Source organism: Pantoea sp. T14 (assembly GCF_036663535.1).
Lineage (GTDB): Bacteria > Pseudomonadota > Gammaproteobacteria > Enterobacterales > Enterobacteriaceae > Pantoea > Pantoea phytostimulans.
Window position 1 is genome coordinate 253310 of record NZ_JAWUEB010000024.1, and the last position, 25102, is coordinate 278411.

Consider the following 25102-nt stretch of genomic DNA (forward strand, 5'->3'; position numbering starts at 1 on the left):
TTCCTTGTTTACCTGAAGAGTTCGATGATTACTAACGCATCCCGTTCCCCTCGTTCCCGCTGGCTTAAATGGCTGCTTCTTTTAATCGTGGTATTGATTATTGCCGCTGTTGCCTGGCGTTTGTTGCCGTTTGGCAAAGGATCGAGTGGCGGTATGCCGCCAGGCGGTCATGCAGGTCGCGGTGGTCCTGGCATGATGATGGGCGGCGGCGCAACGCTGGTACACAGCGGCGTGGCCAGCACCGCAGATGTACCGGTTTATCTCAATGCACTTGGCACCGTCATCCCCAGCGCCAGCGTTACCGTTACCAGCCGTGTCGATGGACAGCTGGAGAAGGTTTACTTCACTGAAGGGCAGAAAGTTGAAGCAGGACAGCTGCTGGCGCAGATTGATCCGCGTAGCTATCAGGCGACGTTGAATCAATATCAAGGTGCGTTAAATGAGAACCAGGCACTGCTGAAAAGCGCAGAACTGACGCTGGCGCGCTATCGCAAGCTGGCGGCGCAAGATTCTCTCTCCCGCCAGGATCTGGATACGCAGATAGCCACGGTAGGGCAGTATCGCGGTGCGGTTGCCACCGATCAGGCGCAAATCGACAGCGCTAAACTCAGTATCGAATACGCTCGCATCACTGCGCCGGTTAGCGGCCGTGTTGGATTGCGTCAGGTTGATCCGGGCAACATGGTGCAAAGCTCCAGCAGCACCGGTTTAGTCACTCTGACTCAGATGCAGCCCGCCGCCGTCACGTTTAGCGTGCCGCAGAGCAATATCCCCACGCTGGTCAAAGCGCTGCATAACAATCAAAGTCTGCCCGCTACGGCGTTTGATGAGGACAATACCAGCACGTTGGCCAACGGTGAGGTGAAGTTCATCAGTAACCAGATCGATACCTCCACCGGCACGGTTGAGCTAAAGGCCACCTTCCCCAACCAAGACGAAGCGCTGTTCGCTAATCAGTTCGTTAATCTGCGTTTGCAGACCAATCTATTGAAAGGCGCGACGGTGATCCCAACACAAGCGTTGCAGATGAGCAGCGACGGCAGCTTTGTTTTTGTGATCAACAAAGACAATACCGTGACGCGCAAAGCGGTGACCGCCGGGCCGGCATTGGATGACGATCGGCAAGCGATTTTAAAAGGCGTAGAGCCGGGCGATCGTCTGGTAACGGAAGGCATTGATCGCCTGACCAACGGCAGCAAAGTGTCGGTGGCGGATGAAACGCAAACCACCGCAACCGCCGAGGCCAAATGAATCCGTCACGCTTGTTTATCCAGCGTCCGGTCGCCACCATCTTGCTGATGGTGGGCGTGCTGATCGCCGGTATTTTTGCCTATAAGTTTCTTTCCACCTCGGCGCTGCCGCAGGTCGATTATCCGACCATTCAGGTCACCACGCTCTATCCCGGCGCCAGCCCGGACGTGATGGCTTCATCGGTGACTTCGCCGCTGGAGCGTCAACTCGGTCAAATGGCGGGTTTGAGTCAGATGACCTCCACCAGTTCCGGTGGATCATCGATCATCACTCTGAAGTTCAGTCTCGACCTGTCGCTGGATGTGGCGGAGCAGGAAGTGCAGGCGGCGATAAATGCCGCGAACAATCTGCTGCCCAGCGATCTGCCAAACCCGCCAACCTACAAAAAGGTCAATCCGGCGGACAGCGCGGTGATCACCTTAGCTGCCAGCTCAGAGAACTTGCCGCTGACGCAGGTGCAGGACTTGGTGAATACGCGCGTGGCGCTCAAGCTATCGCAAATTTCTGGTGTCGGCATGGTGACGCTGGCGGGCGGACATCAACCGGCGATTCGGGTGCAGATGGATCCAAAAGCGCTGGCGGCGCACAATTTGACGCTGGAAGACGTCAACACCCTGATTAGCAACAGCAACGTTAACGGTTCGAAAGGCGGCTTTGATGGTAAATACCATTCGGTCACTATCGACGCCAACGATCAGCTGCGTACCGCAGACGAGTACGGCAATTTAATCATTACTTATCAAAACGGTGCTGCGCTGCGTCTGAAAGATATTGCGCATATTGAGCAAGGGCCGGAAAACAGCTTCCAGTCGGCGTGGGCGAATAACAGCCCGGCGATTGTCATCAGCGTGCAGCGCCAGCCGGGTGCGAACGTGATTCAGGTCGTGGATGGAATTAAGGCACAGCTGCCGACTTTGCAGGCCGCGCTGCCAGATGGCGTGAAAATGACGGTTCTTTCGGATCGCACGCAAACCATTCGCGCCTCGATCAGTGACGTGCAGTTTGAGCTCATGCTCTCGATTGCGCTGGTGGTGATGGTCACTTTCCTGTTCCTGCGCAATGTGGCAGCGACACTGATCCCCAGCGTGGCGGTGCCGCTGTCGTTGATTGGCACCTTTGGTGTGATGTACCTCGCTGACTTCAGCCTGAATAACCTCTCGTTGATGGCGCTGACCATCGCTACCGGTTTCGTTATTGATGATGCCATTGTGGTGGTTGAAAACATCTCGCGGCGGCTGGAAGAGGGCGAACCGCCAATGGAAGCGGCGCTAAAAGGCTCGCAGCAGATTGGTTTCACCATCATTTCACTAACCTTTTCGCTGATTGCGGTACTGATTCCGCTGCTGTTTATGGGCGACGTGGTCGGACGCTTGTTCCGCGAGTTTGCTATCACGCTGGCGGTATCGATTCTGGTCTCAATGGTGGTGTCGCTAACCTTAACGCCAATGCTGTGCGCCTATCTGCTGCGCCACATTCCAGTCGAAAAGCAGTCGCGCTTTTCACGCAAGGGCGGTGAATTATTCGATAAGCTGATTCGCGGCTATGATCGCTTGCTGACCATCGTGTTAAATCACCAAAAGCTGACGCTGCTGGTGGCGCTGGCCACCTTCGCGCTGACCGCGCTGCTCTATGTCATGGTACCGAAAGGCTTCTTCCCGACGCAGGATACCGGTCTGATTCAGGGCGTGACCGTGGCGTCGCAGGATGTCTCTTTTAATGAGATGGCAAAGCGTCAACAGGCGCTGGCGAAAGTGATTTTGCAGAATCCTGCGGTAGAGAGTCTGTCCTCTACGATTGGCATTGATGGCAATAACACCAGTCTGAACAGCGGGCGTATACAGATCAACCTCAAGGCATTTGATGAGCGCAATGACAAAGCCGATGCAGTGATCAAACAGCTACAACAGGCGGCGACGCAGGTGGCTGGTATTCAGCTCTATATGCAATCGGCCCAGGATTTGACAGTCAACGACCAGGTTACGCCAAGCCAGTATCAGTTCACGCTTGACGATGCAGACAGCGAAAATCTGGTGCAGTGGTCGCCGAAAATGGTGGCGGCACTGCAACAGCGTCCAGAGTTTAATGGCGTGGTAAGCAATCTTCAGGATCAGGGACGCGTGGCGTATGTCGAGCTGAACCGCGATAAAGCGGCGCGTTACGGCATTACTGCTTCGGATGTGGATACCGCGCTCTACAACGCTTTTGGTCAGCGTTTGGTGTCGACTATTTTTACTCAGTCGAATCAGTATCGCGTGGTGCTGGAAGTCGCGCCGAGGTATCAACAAGGCCCGGCGTCATTTGATGATGTTTATCTGCAACCTTCCAGCAGTTCAGACGAAGAGAGCGACAGCAGCACGAGCAGCAGCACGTCGAGCAGTAGCAGCACCACGTCAACCACCACCAGCAGTAGCGACAGTTCCACCACCAGCAGCAGCGGCATGGTGAAACTGACGTCGATTGCCACCCTTCACCAGCGCACCGGTTCGCTGATGCATATGCGTTTGAACCAATTCCCGGCAGTGATGATCTCCTTCAACCTGAATGCCGGTTATTCACTGGAAGATGGGCAGAAAGCGATTGCCGAGGTGCGTGAACAGCTGCAACTGCCATCGAGCGTGACGCTGCGTTATCAGGGCGAAACGTCAGCGTTCCAGAGCGCGACGGGTAACACGCTGTGGCTGATTTTGGCGGCGCTGATCACCATGTACGTGGTGCTCGGCATTCTGTATGAAAGCTTTATTCATCCGGTGACCATCCTTTCCACGCTGCCGTCGGCTGCGGTGGGCGCCTTGTTGACGCTGATGCTGGCGGGCACCGAATTCAGCTTGATCGCGTTGATTGGCGTGATCCTGCTGATCGGCATCGTGAAAAAGAACGCCATTATGATGATCGACTTTGCGCTAGAAGCGGAGAATAAGCAGCACCTCAGCCCGCGTGACGCCATCCATCAAGCCTGTTTATTGCGTTTCCGCCCGATTCTGATGACCACCATGGCGGCGCTGCTGGGTGCGTTGCCGCTGATGCTGGCGTCCGGTTCGGGCGCAGAGCTGCGTCAGCCGCTGGGTCTGGTGATTGTTGGCGGTTTGATCGTCAGCCAGGCGCTGACATTGTTCTCTACACCGGTGATTTACTTGTGGTTTGACGCGATTGCACAGCGCGGCAACGCGTGGGTGAAACGCCGTCAGCAGCAGACGCGGAGTGGGCAATGAATTTGACCCGGCTGTTTATCTTCCGTCCGGTTACGACCTTGCTGCTCACCATGGCGATCCTGCTGCTGGGCGCCTTGGGCTATCGCTTGTTGCCGGTCGCGCCGCTGCCGCAGGTTGATTTCCCGACCATTATGGTCAGCGCCAGCCTGGCGGGTGCCAGCCCGGAAACCATGGCGGCAACGGTGGCCACCCCGCTGGAGCGCTCGCTGGGGCAAATCGCGGGCGTAACGGAAATGACCTCAAGCAGCTCGCAGGGTTCCAGCAATATCATTTTGCAGTTTGAGCTTGATCGCGACATCAACGGTGCGGCGCGTGACGTTCAGGCGGCAATCAACGCCTCGCGTAGTCTGCTGCCGAGCGCCATGGAATCGCTGCCAACCTACCGTAAAGCCAATCCGTCCGATGCGCCGATAGTGATGCTGGCGTTGACGTCTGCAACCCGCACGCCAGGCGAACTCTACGATCTTGCTGAAAGCAAAATTGAGCAGGCGATGGGGCAGGTGAAAGGGGTAGGCGAAGTGTCGCTGATGGGCAGCGCCTTGCCTGCAGTGCGCATCGATCTGCAACCGCTGAAGCTGACGCAATATGGCATTTCACTCGATACCGTGCGCAGCGCGGTCGCCAACAGCACCACTAATCTGCCAAAAGGGATGTTACAAGGCAGCACGCAATCTTGGGTGGTGGACAGCAACGGGCAGCTGGATAAAGCCAAAAGCTATCGCGATTTGATCGTTAGCTATAAAGAGGGAAAAGCGGTGCGGCTGCACGATGTCGCAACCGTTTATGACTCGGTTGAAGATCAATATCAGGCGGGGTTCCTTAACGCGTCGCCTTCGGTGATGGTGGGTATCAAACGCCAGGCGGGCGCTAATATGCTCGACACCATTGATGCGATCAAAGCGCAACTGCCGGAGCTGGAAAAAAATCTCCCTGCGGATACCGCGCTGAAAGTGGTGGTGGACCGTTCGCCTGGGGTGCGCGCCTCGCTTTACGACACGGAAGAAACCTTGCTGGTAGCAGTGCTGCTGGTGATTGCGGTGGTGTTTGTCTTTCTGCGTAATCTGCAGGCGGTGATCATTCCCGCGTTGGCCTTGCCGGTTTCGCTGATTGGCACCTGCGCTGTGATGTATCTGCTCGGCTACAGCCTCGATAACCTGTCGCTGATGGCGCTGATTATCGCCACCGGCTTCGTGGTGGATGATGCGATCGTGGTGCTGGAAAACATCACGCGCCACATTGAAGAGGGGCTAAGTCCGCTGCGGGCCTCGCTGCGCGGTGCGCAGGAAGTGAGTTTCACCGTGCTGTCTATGACCATGTCGCTGATTGCGGTATTCATTCCCATCTTGCTGATGGGCAGCATCGTCGGGCGTCTGTTCCGCGAATTTGCCGTGACGCTCACCGTGTCGCTGCTGATCTCAATGTTTGTGTCGTTGAGCCTGACGCCGATGCTCTGCTCGCGACTGCTCAAACCCAAGCCCAAGGTCACTAAACGGCCGCATCCGCTCTATCAGTTTATTGAAAACCGGCTCAATCGCTTGCTGGACGCCTATTCGCGCGGCTTGAATTGGGTGATGCGCCACCAAAAGCTCACCATGTTCAGTTTGGTGCTGACGGTGCTGCTCAACCTGTTTCTGTTCTCGGTGGTGGAAAAAGGCTTTTTCCCGAATCAGGACACCGGCCTGCTAATGGGCGCGCTGCGTGCCGATCAAAACATCTCGTTTCAGGCGATGAAGCCGAAGATGTTGGCGTTTACCAAGATCATTCAGTCCGATCCGGCGGTGGAAAGCGTGATGTCATCGATGGGCAGTGGGATGTTCGGCTCGCGTAACAGCGCGAACTTCTTTGTGCGCCTCAAAGATTTTGATCAGCGCGATGCCACGGCCACCGAAGTGGCGAACCGCCTGAGCATGAAAACCAGCCATATCGCTGGCGCACAGATGTTCCTGATGGCAGCGCAGGATCTGCATATCGGCGGACGCAGCGCCAACGCGACGTATCAGTACAGTTTGCAGGCTGACGATCTTGATCTGCTGCGCGAATGGACGCCCAAAGTACAGGCGGCGCTGGCGGCAATTCCGCAGTTCAACAGCGTCGATTCCGACTCGCAAACGGGCGGTCAGGAAGTGGTGATGAACATTGATCGCGACCGCGCCACCCGGCTTGGCGTTGACGTTCAGATGCTCGACACGCTGCTGAATAATGCTTTTAGCCAGCGGCAAATCGCAACGCTGTATCACACGCTGAACCAGTATCACGTGGTGATGAGTTTGCAGGATAGCTACACGCGCGACCCAGAAATTCTCAAACAGCTTTATGTCATTAACGATAATGGCGACCGCATTCCGCTGTCGGCCTTCGCCACGTTTGTGGGTGGCAATGCGCCGCTGTCAGTGACGCATCAGGGCCAATCAGCGACCAGCACCGTGGCGTTTAACCTCAATGATGGCGTTTCGCTGGAACAGGCGCAGGTGCTGATCAAACAGGCGATGGCGAAACTCGGTTTGCCTTCGACGATCCAGGCTGGTTTTGCGGGTACCGCCGCGGCGTTTGCGCAGCTCACCGCCACCATGCCGTGGTTGATCCTGGCGGCGCTGGCGGCGGTCTATATCGTGTTGGGCGTGCTGTATGAAAGTTATATCCATCCACTGACCATTCTTTCTACGTTGCCTTCGGCGGGCGTGGGCGCGCTGCTGCTGCTGCTGCTCACCGGTACGCAACTCACGGTTATCGCCCTGATCGGCATTATTTTGCTGATTGGTATCGTGAAGAAGAACGCCATCATGATGATCGACTTTGCCATCGACGCAGAACGCAGGTTGGGCATGTCGCCGCAGCAGGCGATTACTCAAGCCTGCCTGATGCGCTTTCGTCCGATCATGATGACCACGCTGGCGGCCTTTTTCGGTGCCTTGCCTTTGGCGCTGGGCAGTGGCGGCGATGCCGATCTGCGCAGCCCGCTGGGCATCGCGATTGCGGGCGGTCTGGCGCTGAGCCAGCTGCTGACGCTGTTCACCACGCCCGTTATTTACCTCTGGCTCGATCGTTTGAGCCGCGCAACTCAACGTCAATGGCGCCGTTTGCGCCATGCGGAATCCTGATTCATGAAAGTATTGACCCCAATTATGCTGGCGCTGCTGCTGAGCGGCTGTACCCTTGGCCCCGATTATCATCGCCCTGAGATGTCAGTGCCGGTACATTACAAAGAAGCCAAAGGCTGGCAGCAGGCGACGCCGCAGGATGATCTGCACAAAGGCGAATGGTGGGCTGTTTATCACGACGCCACGCTGAGCAGCCTGCTGAGTCAGGTAAGCATCAATAACCAGAACGTTGCCAACTACGCTGCGCAGTATCGTCAGGCGCAGGCGCTGGCGTCGCAATCTCGCGCTGAGCTGTTTCCCTCGTTGGGTTATGACAGCAGCGTGACGCGCAGCGGCAGTCATGCCACCACCGGCAGCAGTCAACGCACCACCAGCAGCAGCCATCAGGCTGAGCTAAGCGCCAGCTGGGAGCTGGATCTCTGGGGCAAGCTGCGTCGTACGCTGGAGGAGAACAAAGCCAGTGCGCAGGCGAGCGCGGCAGAGCTGGCGAACATCACGCTGAGCGCACAGTCTGAACTGGCGCAGGATTACTTCCAGCTGCGCATCATGGATCAGAAAATTGCGCTGTATCAGCAGAGCATCGACGCCTACCAGCGCTATCTCACGGTGATTGAAAACAAATACCAAACCGGCAGCGAATCGCGTGCCACGTTAGCGCAGGCGCAGATGCAGCTGGAGAGCGCCCGCGCCTCGGCGCAGGATTATCAATGGCAACGCGCGCAGATGGAACACGCTATCGCGTTGCTGGTGGGCAAAGCGCCCGCTGATTTCTCCTTACCGGTGGCGAAGCTGGATGCCACGCTGCCAACCGTTCCTGCCGCCTTGCCGACGCAACTATTACAGCGTCGTCCTGACATCGCCTACGCCGAACGTAACGTGGCAGCAGCGAATGCGGCGGTGGGCGTGGCCATTGCCGGTTACTTCCCGGATTTAACCTTAAGCGCCAGCGGCGGCGTGAGCGCTTCTACGCTGCATAATCTCTTCTCGCTACCGAATCGCATCTGGTCGCTGGGGCCTGAACTCAGCGGTACGCTGTTGGATTTTGGCGCCACTTCTTCGCAGGTCGAACAGGCCCGAGCGTCGTATGACGCCAGCGTCGCCAGCTACCGTCAAAGCGTGCTGGAAGCGTTGCAGGAAGTGGAAGATGAGCTGGTGGAGCTGAACACCTTACAGGGCGAAATGGCTTCCCAGCAGCGTGCTACCGCCGCCGCGCAAGAGTCGGCCCGCGTAACGCGCAATCAATATGATGCCGGAATGATCGACTACCTCGACGTCGCCACCACTGAAAACAGTAGCTTGAGCGAACAGCAAAATCTTCTGTCCCTGCAAAGCACTCAGTGGGTCAGCAGCGTAGCGTTGATTGCCGCGCTGGGCGGTGGCTGGCAGGCGCCAAATAAGTAGTTGTCGAATACTTCCAGATCCTGCATCGTGAGGGGCTAATTTTAACGATGCTATGGAGCTGGCATGTTATTCAAAATCTTACGTCTGGTTTTCCGCCTGTTATGGCGTGTCGAGCTGCGTGGTGATGTCGCTGAACTGCATAGAGACAAGGTGCTCATCACGCCCAACCACATGTCGTTTCTGGACGGTATGCTGTTGGCGCTGTTCTTACCCATCAAACCGGTTTTCGCTGTCTATTCGACGATCAGCGAAAAATGGTTCATGCGGGTGATCAAACCGTTTATCGACTTCGTGCCGCTGGATCCCACCAAGCCGATGTCGATCAAACATCTGGTTCAGGTAGTCAACAGCGGTCGTCCGGTAGTGATCTTCCCGGAAGGTCGCATTACCGTTACCGGATCGCTGATGAAGATCTACAGCGGTGCCGGTTTTGTGGCGGCGAAATCGGGCGCGAGCGTGGTGCCGATGCGTATCGACGGTGCAGAATTTTCGCCGTTTGGTCGCCTGGCGGGCGTATTCAAACGCCGCCTTTTCCCGCGTATTACCTTGAGCATTTTGCCTGGGACACGTATTCCTATGCCCGACGCAAAACGGGCACGCGAGCGCCGCATTTTAGCCGGCGAACATCTGCATCATGTCATGATGGAAGCCCGCATGGCGGTACGCCCGCGTGAAACGCTGTTTGACGCGTTTCTCAATGCGCGTATCCGCTACGGCGCGTTCAAACGCTGCATTGAAGATGTCAATTTCACACCCGACAGCTACACCGGTTTGCTGAAAAAAACGCTGGGCGTGGGACGCATCCTTGAGCGTTATAGCCAGCCAAAAGAGGTTGTTGGCCTGCTGCTGCCCAATGCCACCGTAACGGCTGCGGCGATTCTCGGTGCCTCCATGCGTGGCCGCGTTCCGGCGATGCTGAACTACACTGCGGGCGTCAACGGCATGCGCGCTGCACTAACGGCTTCGCAGGTGAAAACGGTGTTTACGTCTCGCCAGTTCCTCGACAAAGGGGACTTGTGGCATCTGCCGCAAGGCTTGAGCGACGTGCAGTGGATCTATCTGGAAGACTTGAAAGAGACGGTAACGCTCAAGGACAAGCTCTGGATCCTTGCGCATCTGCTGATGCCGCGCCGGGCGCAGGTTAAGCAGCAGCCTGAAGACGCCGCGATGGTGCTGTTTACCTCGGGATCGGAAGGCAATCCCAAAGGTGTGGTGCATTCGCATAAAAGCCTGCTGGCCAACGTTGAGCAGATTCGCACCGTGGCAGATTTTACCCCGCGTGACCGCTTCATGTCGGCGCTGCCGCTGTTTCACGCCTTTGGCTTAACGGTTGGCCTGTTTACGCCGCTGATGACCGGCGCGCAGGTATTTCTTTATCCCAGCCCGCTGCATTACCGCATCGTGCCGGAACTGGTGTACGACCGAAACTGCACCGTGTTGTTTGGCACGTCAACCTTCCTTGGCAACTATGCGCGCTTCGCGGCCCCGTACGATTTTGCTCGCTTGCGCTATGTGGTGGCTGGGGCGGAAAAATTGCAGGAAAACACCCGTCAGGTCTACATGGAAAAATATGGCATACGCATCCTTGAAGGTTACGGCGTGACTGAATGCGCGCCAGTGGTGGCGATTAACGTGCCGATGGCGGCGAAGGCGCATACCGTAGGCCGCATTCTGCCGGGCATGGATTCGCGTTTGATGTCGGTGCCGGGCATTGAGAAGGGCGGGCGATTGCAACTGCGTGGGCCGAATATCATGAAAGGCTATTTGCGCGTTGAGAACCCTGGCGTGCTGGAACTGCCGGTGGCGGATAATGGCGAAGGGCAAATGGAAGCGGGTTGGTACGATACCGGCGATATCGTCAGCTTTGATGAAGGCGGTTTTTGCCAGATCCAGGGTCGCGCCAAGCGCTTTGCTAAAATCGCAGGAGAAATGGTTTCGCTGGAGATCGTTGAGCAGATCGCGCTGAAAGCTTCACCGGATAAGCAGCATGCGGCTTCGCTGCGCCCGGATGGAAATCGTGGTGAAGCCTTGGTGCTGTTTACCACCGATAACGAACTGGCACGCGATCGCCTGCAAAAAGCCGCGCGTGAGATGGGTGCGCCGGAGTTGGCGCTGCCGCGTGATATTCGCGTGGTGAAACAGCTGCCGCTGCTGGGTAGCGGCAAGCCCGATTACGTCACCCTGAAGAAAATGGCGGAAGAGGAGCAGGCATGAGTGCGCGACCTGAACGCGATGCGCCGCTGATGTCGCGCAGCATGTTGGCGGTGATCGTCGCACAGTTTTTCTCCGCATTTGGTGATAACGCGCTGCTGTTTGTCACGCTGGCGGTGCTTAAAAACCAGTTTTATCCCGACTGGAGTCAGCCGATTTTGCAGATGCTGTTTGTCGCGACTTACATCCTGCTGGCACCGTTTGTGGGGCAAATGGCAGACAGTTTTGCCAAAGGTCGGGTCATGATGTTTGCCAACAGCCTGAAGCTGCTGGGCGCGCTGGTGATCTGCTTCGGCTTGAGTCCTTTCATTGGCTATACGCTGGTGGGTATTGGCGCAGCGGCTTATTCTCCAGCGAAATACGGCATTTTGGGGGAAATTACCCAAGGCGAAAAACTGGTGAAGGCCAACGGCCTGATGGAAGGATCGACCATCGCAGCGATTCTGCTGGGTTCGGTGGCAGGCGGCATTCTGGCTGACTGGAATTTGCTGGTGGCGCTGGCGGTTTGTGCGCTGACGTATGGCATTGCGGTAGTGGCGAACCTGTTTATTCCCAAGCTGCAGGCAGCACGACCCGGCCAAAGCTGGCATTTCGCGGCAATGTTACGCAGCTTTATCGCGGCGTGCCGCGTGCTGTGGCGTGACGCAGAAACCCGCTTCTCCTTACTGGGAACGAGTCTGTTTTGGGGCGCGGGTGTGACGTTGCGCTTTCTGCTGGTGTTGTGGGTACCGGTAGCGCTCGGCATCACTGATAACAAAACGCCAACTACGCTGAATGCCATGGTGGCGATTGGCATTGTATTGGGTGCGGCGGCTGCGGCGAAGCTGGTGACGCTGGAAACGGTCCGCCGCTGTATGCCTGCAGGCGTGCTGATTGGCGTGATGGTGGTGATCTTCTCAATGCAGCATTCGTTGCTGAACGCCTATTTATTGCTGATGGTCATTGGCGCGCTGGGTGGCTTTTTTGTCGTTCCTTTGAATGCGTTGTTGCAGGCGCGTGGCAAGCAAAGCGTGGGATCGGGCAATGCCATTGCGGTGCAGAACCTTGGCGAAAACACCGCGATGCTGTTGATGCTAGGACTTTACACGCTGGCGATCAAAGCAGGCGCACCGGCAGTAGCAACCGGGATTGGCTTCGGTATGCTGTTTGCGCTGGCAATTGCCGTGCTTTGGGTATGGCGTCCGAGTAAAGGTTAGATTGTGCTGGCGCTGTCCCCCACCTCAATCCTCCCCCATAAATGGGGGAGGAAGACGCTGCTATATGTTAGTGATGAGGCTGCATGTGGCAGCGTCTCCTTCCCCCGCTTTGCGGGGGAAGGCCGGGATGGGGGACAGCGCGCAGAGGAGGTAGGAGACAGCGCACGCTTAACCAACGTGCGCAGAGGACAAAATCAACGGCGAACCGCGATCGCCTCAATCTCAATCTTCACGTCTTTCGGCAAACGCGCCACTTCAACACATGAACGGGCTGGGAAACTGGCGTCATGCTCGGTGAAAAACGCTTCATACGTGGCGTTCACGGTAGCAAAGTCGTTCAGGTCTTTGACGAAAACGGTGGTTTTCACGATATCGCCCACTTTCAAACCTGCCGCTTCAACAATCGCCTTCACATTTTCCAGTGACTGGCGCGCCTGGGCTGAGACATCGTCTGCAACAGTGCCGGTTGCCGGATCAACGGGAATCTGGCCCGAAGTGATAATCATGCTGCCAAGATCAACGCCCTGAACATAAGGACCGATTGCTGCCGGGGCTTTTTCCGTACTGATTTCGCGAGACATTATTGCTCCTGGGTTGTGTGCAATAGCGGCATCACAGCGCCGCCGACGGTTCCATTATAGGGAGGAGAAAACGGATTACCAGTGACCCAACACCACATGACGAGCGAACTCTTTCTCGCAATATTTGCACTTCAAATGCACATCATCGGCACGACTTTTCACCGCAAAGCTGGAGAACACCGGCTCGCTGCGGCTAATGCAGTTGCTGTTCGGGCAAGTCAGCACACGGTCGATGCGGTCCGGCAAGGTGGGCGCAATCTTTGCGACCACTTCATATTCGTCGATACGGTTGACCGTCGCATGTGGCGCGTAAACTGCCAGCTGGTTGATCTGGTCATCAGTGAGAAAAGTGTTTTCAATCTTGATCAAATCTTTGCGGCCCATTTCACCTGACGGCAAATTCAAGCCGATAGTAATGCGCTGATCGGTCTCGGTCAGGCGAAACAGCGACAGCAGCTTAAAGCCAACCTGAGCGGGAATGTGGTCGATTACTGTGCCGCGTTTGATCGCTTCGACCTGCAATTTATTGTCGTGAGTCATGCTGTTTGCTCCTTACAGGGCGAGTTCGCTGTTAAGTACCAACGCCAGCAGAGCCTGACGCGCGTAAATGCCATTGCCGGCCTGCTGGAAATACCAGGCGTAAGGCGTTTTATCCACATCGGTAGTAATTTCATCGATGCGCGGCAGCGGATGCAGCACCTTCATATTGTCACGCGCATCGGCTAAATCGGCGGCACGAAGAATGAACTGGGCTTTCACGTTGGCATATTCGGACGGATCAAGACGCTCTTTCTGCACGCGCGTCATATAGAGAATATCCAGCTCTGGCATCACCTCTTCAAAACTGTCGTGACGCGACCATTTAATGTTCTGCTCATCCAGCATGTCAGTGATGTAAGCCGGCATCGCCAACGCATCGGGTGCAATGAAGAAGAAGCGGTTGCCATCAAATTTGGCCAGCGCCTGCGTCAGTGAATGCACGGTGCGGCCATATTTCAGGTCGCCGACCATGGCGACATTTAGGTTGTCGAGGCGACTTTGCGTTTCGCGAATGGTAAACAGATCCAGCAGGGTTTGTGTCGGGTGCTGATTCGCGCCATCACCGGCGTTAAGCACAGGAATACCGCCGGAAAACTCCGTTGCCAGACGCGCTGCGCCTTCTTGTGGATGACGCATCACAATCGCATCAACGTAGGTGCTGATCACTGAAATAGTGTCCGCCAGCGTTTCACCTTTTTTGCCTAGCGACGTATTGCTGCCGTCAGAAAAGCCGACAACCGAGGCGCCTAAACGATGCATGGCGGATTCGAACGACAAACGGGTTCGCGTCGATGCCTCAAAAAAGCAGCTGGCGATCACGTTGTGTTTTAATAACTCCGGCTGCGGGTTGGCTTTGAGCTGCGCGGCGGTATGCAGCACCAACTCCAGCTCGTCGCGGCTGAGATCGTTAATTGAAATAATGTGCTTGCGATATAGCGGGTTAGCCATAGCTCTCTCCTCTGCGCTGCCGGATTTCAGACAAAAAAAAGCCCCTGATTAAGGGGCTTTTTTAAGATCGGGTCGATGACGGAAAGAAACAGATGCGCCGCCTGCATTCAGGCGAGATTGGGCGTCAAATTTTTCGTTGCGCTGTTGCATGTTTCCTCCGGCAAATTGTGGCGCATTATACGCATTCAGTAATTTGCTTCAAGGGTAAATCGCACACAACGAAAACGTTTGCTCCGGCTTATTTATCGCTGGCCGAGCGTCGCCACCATCACCGCCTTAATGGTATGCATACGGTTTTCCGCCTGATCAAAGACCACGCTGTGCGCGGATTCGAACACCTCATCACTGACTTCCATACCCTTGTGCAAACCATATTGTTCCGCCATCTGGCGTCCCAGGGTGGTTTGATCATCATGGAAGGCGGGCAGACAATGCAAAAATTTCACCGCTGGGTTGCCGGTCAGCGCCAGCATCTCGCTGTTAACCTGATAACCCCGCAGCAAGGCGATACGCTCTTCCCACACCGCTTTAGGTTCGCCCATTGATACCCAAACGTCGGTATAGATAAAGTCCGCACCTTGTACGCCTTCAGCAATGTTTTCGGTCAGCGTGATTTTGCCACCGGTTTGCTGTGCCGCCTGGCGACAATGTGCCACCAGCTCTTCTTCCGGCCAGCAGCCTTTTGGCGCCACTAAACGCAGATCTAACCCTACCAACGCGGCGGCTTCCAGCATGGTATTCCCCATGTTGTTACGCGCATCACCAACGTAGACCAACGTCATTTCGCTGAGTTTTTTAGTCGGCAGCTGTTCCTGCATGGTCAGTAGATCGGCGAGTAACTGCGTAGGATGAAACTCTGTGGTTAAGCCATTCCACACCGGCACACCGGCATATTCAGCCAGAGTTTCAACCAACGCCTGGCCATAGCCGCGATATTGTATGCCGTCATACATGCGGCCTAAAACGCGTGCGGTATCTTTCATCGATTCTTTATGGCCAATCTGGCTACCGCTTGGGCCGAGATAGGTGACGTTAGCGCCTTGATCGTAAGCGGCAACTTCGAAAGAGCATCGGGTACGGGTCGAGTCTTTTTCGAAGATGAGCGCAATGTTTTTGCCTTTCAGATACTGCTTTTCAGTCGCACTTTTTTTTGTGCTTTTTAATTCAGCTGAAAGGGTAAGCAGATAATCGATTTCGGCAGGGGAAAAATCCAGTAATCTCAGGAAATGGCGTTGATAAAGCTGACTCATGCAGCGCTCCATGTAACCAATACAAATGAATTAAAATTCAATCTAACCGTATGAATATGCATTTTCAACCCCGACGTGAATAAACTTTTCGTTTTGTGTAGTGGCGCGCCGGGCAGTGTGGGAAAATACTTGATTATTGCCAAACTCAGAGAGGACATCGCCATGGCATATGAAGCATTGTTGGAAGAGCAGCGTGAAGAGACGCGCCTGATCATTGAAGAGCTGCTGGAGGATGGCAGCGATCCCGACGCGCTCTATACCATTGAGCATCATCTCTCATGCAACAACTTTGACTCACTTGAAAAAGCCGCTGTAGATGCGTTCAAGCTGGGCTATGAAGTGACCGAGCCGGAAGAGCTGGAGCTGGAAGATGGCACCACGGTGATGTGCGTGGATATCATCAGCGAAGCGGCGTTAAAGCCTGAGCTGATTGATGCACAGGTCGAGCAACTGGTGAATCTGATTGGTAAATACAACGTCGATTATGACGGTTGGGGCACCTATTTCGAAGATCCAGACGCGGAAGATGAAGACGACGAAATCCTCGATGACGAAGAAGATGACGGTATTCGTCACTAATTTCTAGCGGGCGGAGCATGCTCCGCCTCCTTTTTTTAACCCACGTTTTAATCTAATGAACTACGCACCGTTACTCGAACCCATCTATCAATTCCTTCATTGCCGCACGCCGCAAGCCTGGATAGACGAAGCGCGCAAGCCGGAAAACCTTACACTGTTACTGACCGATCATCTGGTTTGCGAGCTCAAGGCGGCACAAACCGCGGTGTGGTTGATCCGTAAATACGTCGCCGACAAACCCAGCGGCGAGGCTATTCGTGCCTGGTTGAAGCCGTATGAAGATTTTATCTTTCGCGAAGATGGCGACAGCGATTTCATTAACGCGCATAAAAACCTGACCAAAAGCATTATTGTTCGCAATGAATTACCGTGGGCGGATGATTTGGTTGAGAAGATGGTGCTGCTGATTAAAGAAGAGCTGCATCACTTTTATCAGGTTTGGGAAATTATGCAGTCGCGCGGGTTGGTTTATCAGAAAATCACCTCAAGCCGTTATGCCAAATCACTGCTGCGCGAAGTCACCACGCACGAGCCGGATACGCTGATCGACAAGCTGATTTGTGGTGCCTATATTGAAGCGCGCTCCTGCGAACGGTTCGCCAGTTTAGCGCCCTATCTGGATAGCGAACTGGAGGCCTTTTATATTTCGCTGTTGCGTTCAGAAGCGCGTCATTATCAAGATTATTTGACGCTGGCCGCGCAGATTTCACCCAAGGATATTGCGCCAAGGGTGCAGATGATTGGTGAAACTGAAGGGCGGTTAATTAGCGAGCCGGATAACGAACTGCGTTTTCATAGCGGTCTGCCCGCGTTTTGACGGTTTTTTTCCCTCATCCGCAAGCGGATGAGGGACAGGATTACAGCACTTTCAACATCCGCACTTCACAATCGACATGGCCGGTGCAGCCCATGGCGCGATCAATTAATTCAAAACCCAGCGACTCATAGAGTTTGATCGCCCGCGTCAGGCTGGCGGTGGTTTCAAGATAGCAGCGACGAAAACCGCGCTGGCGCGCATGTTCCATGGCACAGATTGCCAGTTCACGCGCTAAACCTAAGCCGCGCACATCGGGCATGAAATACATCTTTTGCAACTCACAGATATCTGGGGCGCTACAGGCCAGCGCGGCGATGCCGCCGCCGCCCATCACTTTGCCTTGATATTCGACGATCCAATAAGCGCTGTGTTCGGCGCTGTAAACCTCAGAGAGTCGATCAAGGTCAGGATCGGAAACGGTATAGCCTTTGTCGGCAGTCAGGCCGAACTCCGCAGAAACAACTCGAATAACCTGCGCGATATGCGGATTGTCGGCGGCAGTGATTGGACGCACCTGAAGGTCACGTCGCGTTGCGGTGGTAGTCATCATCTCTTCCGAATCTATTGCGAAATAAATAAAAAAAGCCGGGCTTAGCCCGGCTTGATAATTAAGCAGTCAGACTAAGACGCTTACAATGCCGCAATCACGGCCTGCTGTTCAATCAGTTTTGTTTTTGATTGTTCCAGATCAGCCACACGCTCGCGTTCTTTCACTACCACCGCTTCCGGGGCGCGTGAAACAAAGCCTTCGTTAGCCAGTTTGGCCTGGATCTTATCGATTTCGACATCCAGCTTAACCAGCTCTTTCGCCAGACGCTCAAGCTCGGCTGTTTTATCAACCAGATCGGCCATTGGGATCAGCAGTTCAGCACCTTCAACGATCTTGGTGACGGAAACGGGACCTTTCTCGCCCGCAGGTAGCACGGTCAAACTTGCCAGACGCGCCAGGCGTGACAGGAAGTTGCGGTTATCTTCAACGCGACGCAGCGCAGCAGGCGAGGCGTTACGCAGCAACACATCCAGCGGTTTGCTTGGCGCAATGTTCATTTCTGCACGAATATTACGTACCGCGACAATTGCCTGTTTCATCCAGTCGATGTCCGCTTTCGCTTCAGCATCTTCTTTCGCCGCGTCGTAGTGCGGGAAAGGCTGCAACATGATGGTGTCGTCGCTGATGTTTTTCAGCACTTTCACACGCTGCCAGATGGTTTCGGTGATGAACGGAATAATCGGATGTGCCAGGCGCAGTAACGCTTCCAGAACGTGCAGCAGCGTGTGACGCGTGCCGCGAAGCTCAGATTCGCTACCGCTAGTCATCACCGGCTTAGTCAGCTCCAGATACCAGTCGCAGAACTGGTTCCAGGTGAAATCGTAAAGCAGGTTAGCCGCGATGTCGAAACGGTAGCTGTCCAGCGCTTCACGGTAGGCTTTCACCGTGCTGTTGAACTCGGTCAGGATCCAGCGATCCGCCAGCGACAGCGTCATTTCGCCGCCGTTTTGGCCGCAATCTTGATCTTCAGTGTTCATCAAGACAAAGCGGCTGGCGTTCCACAGCTTGTTACAGAAGTTGCGGTAGCCTTCCAGGCGCTTCATGTCCCAGTTAATGTCTCGACCGGTTGAAGCCAGAGCTGCCAGGGTGAAGCGCAGCGCATCGGTACCTGACGGCTCAATGCCGTTCGGGAACTGTTTCTCGGTGCGTTTACGGATCTTCTCAGCCAGCTGCGGCTGCATCATGTTGCCGGTGCGTTTTTCCAGCAGCGACTCCAGTGAAATGCCGTCAACCATATCCAGCGGGTCAATCACGTTGCCCTTGGATTTCGACATCTTCTGGCCTTCTTCGTCACGAATCAAACCGGTCATGTAGACGGTTTTGAACGGAACCTGCGGCTTGCCGTCTTCATCTTTGATGAAGTGCATGGTCAGCATGATCATGCGGGCAATCCAGAAGAAAATGATGTCGAAGCCGCTGACCAGCACGCTGGTCGGATGGAAGGTACGCAGCGCTTCGGTGTTTTCCGGCCAGCCCAGCGTAGAGAATGTCCACAGGCCGGAGGAGAACCAGGTATCAAGCACGTCATCATCCTGACGCAGCGCCACATCGGCGGCCAGGTTGTTTTCGCTGCGCACTTCGTCTTCGGTGCGGCCAACATAGACGTTACCGTCGTTGTCGTACCATGCCGGAATGCGATGACCCCACCACAACTGACGTGAAATACACCAATCCTGAATATCGCGCATCCAGGAGAAGTACATGTTTTCGTACTGCTTCGGCACAAACTCAATGTCGCCATTTTCAACCGCTTCTACGGCGACTTTCGCCAGCGGGGCAGTACGCACGTACCATTGGTCGGTCAACATTGGTTCGATGACCACGCCGCCACGGTCGCCGTAAGGAACGGTCAGATCGTGGGGTTTGATCTCTTCCAGCAGGCCACGTTCATCAACAGCCGCGACAATCGCTTTACGTGCAGCAAAACGCTCCATTTTCTGGAACTCTGCTGGGATATCATCGGCACAGGCATCGCTGACTTCGCCGTTGGTATCGAACACTTCCGCGCGCTCGCGGATATCGCCATCGAAAGTCAGAATGTTGATCATCGGCAGCTTGTGGCGACGACCAACTTCATAGTCATTAAAGTCATGCGCTGGCGTGATTTTCACGCAGCCGGTGCCTTTTTCCATGTCGGCGTGTTCGTCGCCAACGATTGGGATCAGGCGGTTCACCAGCGGCAGCAGAATAAACTTGCCGATCAAATCTTTATAACGCGGATCTTCTGGATTGACCGCCACGCCCGTATCGCCCAACAGGGTTTCTGGACGTGTGGTGGCTACCACCAGATAATCTTTGCCATCTGCGGTTTTCGCGCCATCAGCCAGCGGATAGCGGATGTGCCACATCGAGCCTTTGCTCTCGCGGTTTTCCACTTCCAGATCGGAAATAGCGGTGCGTAATTTCGGATCCCAGTTAACCAGGCGCTTGCCACGGTAAATCAGGTTCTCTTTATAGAGACGTACGAACACTTCTTTCACCGCATTGGACAAACCATCATCCATGGTGAAACGTTCACGCTCCCAATCCACTGAGTTGCCCAGACGGCGCATCTGACGGGTAATGGTGCCGCCCGATTCTGCCTTCCACTGCCAGATTTTTTCGATGAACGCATCACGTCCGTAATCCTGACGTGTTTTGCCCTCTTCAGCGGCAATTTTGCGCTCAACCACCATCTGCGTGGCGATGCCCGCGTGGTCAGTACCGGCTTGCCACAAGGTATTTTTACCCTGCATGCGCTGGTAGCGAATCATGGTATCCATGATGGTTTGTTGGAAAGCGTGACCCATGTGCAAGCTACCGGTGACGTTCGGCGGCGGGATCATGATGCAAAAGCTTTCCTGGCTGGTATCGCCATTCGGTTTAAAGTAGCCCTGCTTTTCCCAATGCTCGTAAAGCGGCTGCTCGATATCTTGCGGGTTATATGTCTTTTCCATGTTCTGCTATGTCGTTTGCGGCTGTGGCGGCGTTGCCGTATTCAATTGGAAACCAACGCTGCGATACGCTTTGTAGCGATCACGCGCCAGCTGTTTGAGAGATTCTTCGTAAGGGACGAAGTCTACCACTTCATGGAAAGCAGTGGCAAAATCTGCGAACTGTGGCAGCAGGCTTATGAGCAGATCGCGAGGCGAACTGCCGCGACGCTGCGGCCAGGCCAGCTCAACCGGCGCGCCGTAGCGCGGGCCTTCGCCGGCAAGATTATGCGGCACGAAGGCGTTTGCCGGTCGTTGCCACAGCGCTTCGTCGAGACGAATGGCTTGCTGCTCATCTTCACAGGCGATCAGCACCCGTTTGCCCGCCCGCCAGCGCGTTTCAGCCAGATCGCACACCAGCGCTTCAATGGCGTTCAGGCCGTCGCTCGGTGCATCGGTTTCCATCACGTAGAAGGTTGCGTTTTTCATCGGCATGCTCGTCAGAAGATAAAAAGGGCGGAATCTCCGCCCTTGCTTTCAATGTAGAAGAAGCTGTTAATCGTCGCCGTTCAGTCCCGCGCGATTCAACAGGAACTGCGACAGCATCGGCACTGGACGTCCGGTTGCGCCTTTGGCTTTGCCTGAACGCCAGGCGGTACCCGCGATATCGAGGTGCGCCCAGTTATATTTGCGCGCAAAGCGAGCCAGGAAGCAAGCGGCGGTGATCGCACCACCGGGACGTCCACCGATATTCGCCATATCAGCAAAATTGGACTCCAGCTGCTCTTGATACTCATCCGCCATTGGCAAACGCCACGCGCGATCGCCGGATTGCTCAGAAGCACCAATCAATTCATGCGCCAGCGGATTATGGTTCGACAGCAAACCGCTGACGTGATGACCTAGCGCAACCACGCAAGCCCCGGTCAGCGTCGCGACATCAATCACCACTTCCGGTTCGAAACGTTCAACGTAGGTCAGCGCATCACACAGCACCAGGCGGCCTTCTGCATCGGTGTTTAACACCTCGACGGTTTGGCCAGACATAGTGGTCAGCACGTCGCCTGGGCGCATTGAACGGCCATCCGGCATATTTTCACAGCCCGCCAGCACGCCCACTACGTTCAGCGGCAGATTAAGTTCCGCTACCATGCGCATCACACCATACACTGACGCTGCGCCGCACATGTCGTACTTCATCTCATCCATGCTGTCGGCCGGTTTGATCGAGATGCCGCCGGAGTCGAACGTTAACCCTTTGCCCACCAGCACGATAGGGCGCGCTTCGGGATCGGGATTACCTTTGTATTCAATCACCGACATCAATGATTCGTTCTGCGAACCGGCACCTACCGCCAAATAGGCGTGCATGCCAAGCTCTTTCATCTGCTGCTCGCCAATCACGCGGGTGGTAACATTTTTGCTGAAGGCATCCGCTAACTGACGCGCCTGCGACGCCAGATACGCGGCGTTACAAATATTTGGCGGCATATTGCCAAGATCTTTAGCCGCTTTAACGCCTGCAGAGACGGCTAATCCATGCTGAATCGCACGTTCGCCGCTGGTGAGTTCACGGCGTGTTGGCACGTTAAACACCAGTTTACGTAGCGGACGGCGCGGTTCAGCTTTGTTGCTTTTCAGCTGATCGAAGTTGTACAGCGCCTCTTTGGAGGTTTCCACCGCCTGACGAACTTTCCAGTACGTGTTACGTCCTTTGACATGCAGTTCTGTCAGGAAGCAGACCGCTTCCATCGAGCCGGTGTCATTCAGCGTATTGATGGTTTTTTGGATAACCTGCTTGTACTGACGCTCGTCCAGCTCACGTTCTTTGCCACAACCAATCAGCAAAATACGTTCGGACAGGATGTTCGGCACATGATGGAGCAGTAGCGTCTGGCCCACTTTTCCTTCCAGCTCGCCGCGACGCAGCAGGGCGCTGATGTAGCCATCGCTGATTTTATCCAGCTGTTCGGCTATCGGTGACAGACGGCGCGGTTCGAAAACGCCAACGACAATGCAAGCACTGCGCTGTTTTTCCGGGCTTCCGCTTTTTACACTGAACTCCATGCACTCTCCTGAATCTTAAAGACAACGGCCGTCGCTGTCGCTAGAATGTAGCGCGCTCGTGACCCATTTATTCATCGTGGCGGCATGACATTTAGCCACTGGAGGTCATAATGAATCAGGGTGACAAGATGTTGTTTTTTCACCACCCAAACGCGATTGTCATACAATTTTAGCTGCGATAACGGCCATTGATGAAGAAAAATGGCTGATAAGCGTTGAAACTAGCGATTTTCCTGCAAAAAGACAAGTTTTCACAGGCGTACTAAGCGTGATCATCATTAGATATCTGGTTCGTGAAACGCTCAAAAGCCAGCTGGCTATCCTCTTCATCCTGCTATTAATCTTCTTTTGTCAGAAGTTAGTCAGGATTTTAGGAGCCGCGGTGGATGGCGAAATCCCGACAAACCTTGTTCTGACACTGTTAGGCCTCGGTGTGCCTGAAATGGCACAACTTATTCTGCCCTTGAGTCTGTTTCTGGCGATTTTGATGACCCTTGGGCGGCTCTATACGGAAAGTGAAATTACCGTCATGCACGCCTGCGGCCTGAGCAAAGCTGTTTTGGTCAAGGCTGCAATGGTGCTGATGCTGTTCACGTCGATTGTGGCGGCGATAAATGTCGCCTGGCTGGGACCGTGGTCATCACGTTATCAGGATGAAGTGACGCAAAACGCCAAAGCTAACCCTGGCGCAGCGGCGCTGGCGGCAGGTCAATTCCAGACCTCCAGCGATGGCAATGCGGTGTTGTTCATTGAAAACGTGAAAGGCAACCAGTTCGGCAACGTGTTTCTGGCGCAGCTGCGGCCGAAAGGTAACGCACGTCCCTCTGTGGTGCTGGCAGACAGCGGCCACATGGAACAGCGTAATGACGGCTCGCAGGTGGTCACGCTGGATAAAGGCACGCGCTTTGAAGGCACGGCAATGCTGCGTGATTTCCGCATCACCGACTTCAATAATTATCAGGCGTTTGTCGGCTATAAAGAAGCCACGCTCGATCCCAACGATGCTGAGCAGTCCGATTTTGTCGGCTTGTTCCACAATGACACGCCAGAGTTTCGCTCTGAGCTGCATTGGCGCATCACGCTGGTGTTCTCGGTCCTGATCATGGCGTTGATGGTGGTGCCGCTTAGCGTGGTGAACCCACGTCAGGGTCGCGTACTGTCAATGTTACCGGCCATGCTGCTTTACCTGATTTTCTTCCTGTTACAGAGTTCGTTGAAATCGAGTGGTGCCAAAGGCCGCCTCGATCCAGCCCTCTGGATGTGGGTGGTGAATCTGAGTTATCTGCTGCTGGCGGTGCTGCTTAACTTGTGGGATACGGTGCCGATGCGTCGCGTACGCGCCCGCTTTACTCGCGGAGGGTCGGTCTGATGTTTCGCGTTCTTGACCGTTATATCGGTAAAACCATCTTTAACACCATCATGTTGACGCTGTTCATGTTGGTGTCGCTCTCCGGCATCATCAAGTTTGTTGATCAGCTGCGTAAAACCGGGCAGGGCGCCTATACCGCCCTGGACGCGGGTTACTACACGATTCTCAGCGTGCCAAAAGATATCGAGATCTTCTTCCCGATGGCGGCATTGCTGGGCGCGCTGCTGGGCTTGGGTGCTTTAGCCCAGCGCAGCGAGCTGGTGGTCATGCAGGCGGCGGGTTTTACCCGTACGCAAGTCGCGCTGTCAGTAATGAAAACTGCTATTCCGCTGGTGCTGCTGACAATGGCAATTGGTGAGTTTGTTGCGCCGCAAGGCGAGCAAATGGCACGTAATTACCGTGCGCAGCAGCTGTACGGCGGCGCGCTGCTTTCCACGCAAAATGGCTTGTGGGCGAAGGATGGCAATAGCTTCATCTATATTGAGCGCATCAAAGGCAACAATGAAATTGATGGTGTGAGCATTTACAACTTCAACGATCAGCGTCGTTTGCTTAGCGTGCGTTACGCCGCCAGCGCGACCTGGGATATGAATAAAAAACGTTGGATGCTGTCGCAGGTTGATGAATCTGACTTAAACGATCCCAAGCAAATTACCGGTTCACAGAGCCTGGGTGGCGAATGGAAAACCAACCTGACGCCGGACAAACTCGGTGTGGTGGCGCTGGATCCCGATGCGCTATCCATTAGCGGCCTCTACAATTACAGCAAGTATTTGAAGCAGAGCGGCCAGGAATCTGGACGATATCAGCTCAATATGTGGAGCAAGATTTTCCAGCCGCTTTCGGTAGCCGTAATGATGTTGATGGCGCTGTCATTTATCTTTGGTCCGCTACGTAGCGTATCAATGGGCGTACGCGTCGTTACCGGCATCAGCTTCGGCTTTCTGTTCTATGTATTGGATCAGATTTTTGGCCCACTCAGCCTGGTTTATGGATTACCGCCCGTCATGGGGGCGATTCTGCCAAGCTTCGCCTTCTTTGCGATCAGTATGTTCATGTTGATTAAACGGCGCTAAGCCGGGCGATAACAGAAGAGAAATGGCCGATTTATCGGCCATTTTTT

At 54.9% G+C, this 25102-nt stretch carries 18 protein-coding genes; 10 read left to right on the forward strand and 8 right to left on the reverse strand.

Annotation, left to right across the window (positions count from 1 at the left end; translation table 11 throughout):
* Positions 1-24: 24 nt before the first annotated feature.
* The 6 genes from SC127_RS12340 to lplT all read left to right on the forward strand — a co-directional run bounded on the left by SC127_RS12340 (position 25) and on the right by lplT (position 12366).
* A complete protein-coding gene (locus SC127_RS12340; protein ID WP_332626671.1) occupies positions 25-1251 on the forward strand; it encodes an MdtA/MuxA family multidrug efflux RND transporter periplasmic adaptor subunit in 1227 nt (408 codons plus the stop codon).
* Positions 1248-4460: an efflux RND transporter permease subunit gene (locus SC127_RS12345; RefSeq protein WP_332626673.1), complete on the forward strand. Its 3213-nt coding sequence runs from the start codon at positions 1248-1250 to the stop codon at positions 4458-4460. Before SC127_RS12340 ends, SC127_RS12345 begins: the two co-directional genes overlap by 4 nt.
* Positions 4457-7558, forward strand: coding sequence for an efflux RND transporter permease subunit (locus SC127_RS12350; protein ID WP_243078695.1), 3102 nt, complete (start codon positions 4457-4459; stop codon positions 7556-7558). Before SC127_RS12345 ends, SC127_RS12350 begins: the two co-directional genes overlap by 4 nt.
* A gap of 3 nt (positions 7559-7561) precedes the next feature.
* Positions 7562-8959 (forward strand): efflux transporter outer membrane subunit, encoded by a 1398-nt coding sequence (locus tag SC127_RS12355; RefSeq protein ID WP_215847774.1) that lies wholly within the window; start codon positions 7562-7564, stop codon positions 8957-8959.
* Positions 8960-9022: 63 nt separating this feature from the next.
* The gene (aas, locus tag SC127_RS12360) at positions 9023-11173 is read left to right on the forward strand and encodes a bifunctional acyl-ACP--phospholipid O-acyltransferase/long-chain-fatty-acid--ACP ligase (protein ID WP_243078694.1); all 2151 of its coding nucleotides are present in this window, start codon (positions 9023-9025) and stop codon (positions 11171-11173) included.
* On the forward strand, positions 11170-12366 hold the full coding sequence (gene lplT / locus SC127_RS12365) for a lysophospholipid transporter LplT (RefSeq protein WP_243078693.1): 1197 nt from the start codon (positions 11170-11172) through the stop codon (positions 12364-12366). The genes aas and lplT overlap by 4 nt, the downstream gene beginning before the upstream one ends.
* Positions 12367-12560: 194 nt before the next feature.
* Here the strand turns inward: lplT and ridA are convergent, their stop codons facing one another.
* From ridA to argF, 4 genes are all read right to left on the reverse strand, one after another.
* The gene (ridA, locus tag SC127_RS12370) at positions 12561-12947 is read right to left on the reverse strand and encodes a 2-iminobutanoate/2-iminopropanoate deaminase (protein WP_215847773.1); all 387 of its coding nucleotides are present in this window, start codon (positions 12945-12947) and stop codon (positions 12561-12563) included.
* 75 nt (positions 12948-13022) lie between these two features.
* Complete coding sequence (gene pyrI, locus SC127_RS12375; RefSeq protein ID WP_215847772.1) at positions 13023-13487, reverse strand: aspartate carbamoyltransferase regulatory subunit; 465 nt, start codon at positions 13485-13487, stop codon at positions 13023-13025.
* A gap of 12 nt (positions 13488-13499) precedes the next feature.
* On the reverse strand, positions 13500-14435 hold the full coding sequence (pyrB, locus tag SC127_RS12380; RefSeq protein ID WP_215847771.1) for an aspartate carbamoyltransferase: 936 nt from the start codon (positions 14433-14435) through the stop codon (positions 13500-13502).
* 242 nt (positions 14436-14677) lie between these two features.
* A complete protein-coding gene (argF, locus tag SC127_RS12385; RefSeq protein WP_332626680.1) occupies positions 14678-15685 on the reverse strand; it encodes an ornithine carbamoyltransferase in 1008 nt (335 codons plus the stop codon).
* Positions 15686-15847: 162 nt separating this feature from the next.
* On the opposite strand from argF, the gene rraB reads away from it, so the two are divergent.
* Positions 15848-16264 (forward strand): ribonuclease E inhibitor RraB, encoded by a 417-nt coding sequence (rraB, locus tag SC127_RS12390; protein WP_215847770.1) that lies wholly within the window; start codon positions 15848-15850, stop codon positions 16262-16264.
* A gap of 55 nt (positions 16265-16319) precedes the next feature.
* Positions 16320-17081, forward strand: coding sequence for a tRNA isopentenyl-2-thiomethyl-A-37 hydroxylase MiaE (gene miaE, locus SC127_RS12395; protein ID WP_243078691.1), 762 nt, complete (start codon positions 16320-16322; stop codon positions 17079-17081).
* Positions 17082-17121: 40 nt separating this feature from the next.
* On the opposite strand, the gene SC127_RS12400 is transcribed toward miaE, so the two are convergent.
* From SC127_RS12400 to pepA, 4 genes are all read right to left on the reverse strand, one after another.
* Complete coding sequence (locus tag SC127_RS12400) at positions 17122-17628, reverse strand: GNAT family N-acetyltransferase (protein WP_215848346.1); 507 nt, start codon at positions 17626-17628, stop codon at positions 17122-17124.
* Positions 17629-17711: 83 nt separating this feature from the next.
* Positions 17712-20567 (reverse strand): valine--tRNA ligase, encoded by a 2856-nt coding sequence (locus SC127_RS12405; protein ID WP_332626682.1) that lies wholly within the window; start codon positions 20565-20567, stop codon positions 17712-17714.
* A 6-nt stretch (positions 20568-20573) separates the two neighbouring features.
* Positions 20574-21032: a DNA polymerase III subunit chi gene (locus tag SC127_RS12410; RefSeq protein ID WP_332626684.1), complete on the reverse strand. Its 459-nt coding sequence runs from the start codon at positions 21030-21032 to the stop codon at positions 20574-20576.
* A gap of 66 nt (positions 21033-21098) precedes the next feature.
* The gene (pepA, locus tag SC127_RS12415) at positions 21099-22610 is read right to left on the reverse strand and encodes a leucyl aminopeptidase (protein WP_243078689.1); all 1512 of its coding nucleotides are present in this window, start codon (positions 22608-22610) and stop codon (positions 21099-21101) included.
* 268 nt (positions 22611-22878) lie between these two features.
* Here pepA and lptF point away from each other — a divergent pair, with 268 nt between their 5' ends.
* Both lptF and lptG read left to right on the forward strand, forming a co-directional pair.
* Entirely contained in the window at positions 22879-23979 is a 1101-nt protein-coding gene (gene lptF, locus SC127_RS12420) for an LPS export ABC transporter permease LptF (protein WP_243078688.1), read from the forward strand.
* Entirely contained in the window at positions 23979-25055 is a 1077-nt protein-coding gene (lptG, locus tag SC127_RS12425) for an LPS export ABC transporter permease LptG (protein WP_243078687.1), read from the forward strand. Before lptF ends, lptG begins: the two co-directional genes overlap by 1 nt.
* The last annotated feature ends 47 nt before the right edge of the window (positions 25056-25102 follow it).